Annotated in this window: 3 protein-coding genes; all 3 read right to left on the bottom strand. The window is 67.0% G+C overall.

The genetic code is table 11. The features are described from left to right. A partial coding sequence (locus tag NTW26_00365; protein ID MCX7020727.1) for a hypothetical protein occupies positions 1-569 on the bottom strand: 569 nt, incomplete at its 3' end. 36 nt (positions 570-605) lie between these two features. Next, positions 606-1,316 (bottom strand): hypothetical protein, encoded by a 711-nt coding sequence (locus tag NTW26_00360; GenBank protein MCX7020726.1) that lies wholly within the window; start codon positions 1,314-1,316, stop codon positions 606-608. Between the two features lie 28 nt (positions 1,317-1,344). Beyond that, positions 1,345-1,559, bottom strand: a 215-nt coding sequence (locus NTW26_00355) for a hypothetical protein (protein ID MCX7020725.1), incomplete at its 5' end; no start/stop codon positions are given.

The following is a 1,559-nucleotide window of genomic DNA, read 5'->3' as shown; positions in this document are numbered from 1 at the left end:
TCGGGACTCCCCTCGATCTCGTAGCGGACGCCCGAGTCGTACAGGGACGGGAGCCCCTTCAGGGCGATGCGCCGGGCGTTGTGCTCGGCCATCACGTCCATGTACTCCTTCACCGGCCGCGCCATGTCGTCGTCGAGGACCATCCGCATCCAGGCGTCCACCCGGTCGCCGTCGTTGGACTCGAAGGGGACGACCGGGTTCGGGTAGAGTGAGATCCCGCCGACATGCCCGATGAGCCCCACGCCGTCCGCCCACACTTGGGGGATGCCGTTGACCAGCGCCAGCCGGGTCTTCCCACCCCTTCGAGCCTCGTGACCCGCTGAGACCCAAGCTGCCGTCGTCTGGGGGTTGAGCCCCATCGTCAGCGCCGTGATGCCGTCGTACCAGACCCGGGGCTCGTTCGCGTGGTGCAGGATCTTCCACCCGGGATCAGCCGCCGTTTCTTCCGGGACCACGTTGAAGACATGGCGATCGGAAAGCAGCGCCGATGCGGGCTCCCAAGCTGCCCACACGTCGGCGGGCACCCCGTACTCGTCCTCGATGGGAGCACGCCGCGCTTCACGGGCCAAGGTGGCATCCCGTCGAGGATAGAAGGGAGACATGGGCTACCCCCCGAAGACGGGAGGCATGTTCGCCGTGAAGACCCGGTTCTGGGGAGCGAGCTTCTCGCGGAAGGGGCCCGGGGCGCCGTCCATGTAGAGGTTGGACCCCCAGGCGTTCTTCACGTAGCGGGTCTTGAAGGGGTGGATCCTGCGGAGGGGCCGGTCCATCTCCTCCATCTCGCCCACGTTGCCGAGCGTGACCATGGAGGAGGCGTCCATGCGCGAGCCGTAGTAGGCGGGGCCCGTGGGAGGGCGCACGTCGGTCGGGTTGATGTACCCGAGGATGGTGAGGTCCCCGTCCTTCTCGCTGCCGTAGGAGCCCAGGTAGCCCGGGCGGTCCATGAAGCCCGTCGCGCCCACCTGCCAGGGGATCGCGTCGTTGCGCGAGCCGTGCTTGCCCACCGGGAGGGGCGGGATCGCCTCGCGGCTGTACTCGCGGTCCTGGGAGTGCTGCGAGACCTGGGCGAACGCCTCGGTGGGGCTGGCGAGGAGCATCCGCTCCAGCATGTCCAGCTCCTCGTCTCCGAGCCCTTCGAGGTCCACCTCGTCCTCGTCGTCGTCCTTCTTCACGTTGTCGAGGGCGGTGAAGACTTCAGCGGCCCGTCGGGCCACGTTGACCACGGGGCCGTCTCCGAGTTGGTAGCTGCGGACGGCCAGGGGAGCATCCTGCTCCGGTTCGACCTGCTGTCGCTTGCCGATGCGTCCGATGATCATGGTGAATCCTCTCTTACCGAAGGACGGTCTAGCCGAAGCAGTTGTAGCGGACGGAGAGCACCTGGGCTGCCCCGGACGGAGTGAAGGTATAGTAGATGCCCGGGAACACGGGGATCTCCTCTGAGATTGGGAGTGCCGTGGCCGCGAGGTTGTAGATCGCAACGGCACCCGGCCCATACCCTTGGACCTGGACGGCCGCCGTGCTGATGATCTGGAAGGAGGTACAGAAGGGGGGGATGTTGA

It is taken from the genome of bacterium (assembly GCA_026398675.1).
GTDB lineage: Bacteria > RBG-13-66-14 > RBG-13-66-14 > RBG-13-66-14 > RBG-13-66-14 > RBG-13-66-14.
Note: the sequence above shows the minus strand (reverse complement) of the source record. Positions and strands in the feature narration are given on the sequence as shown.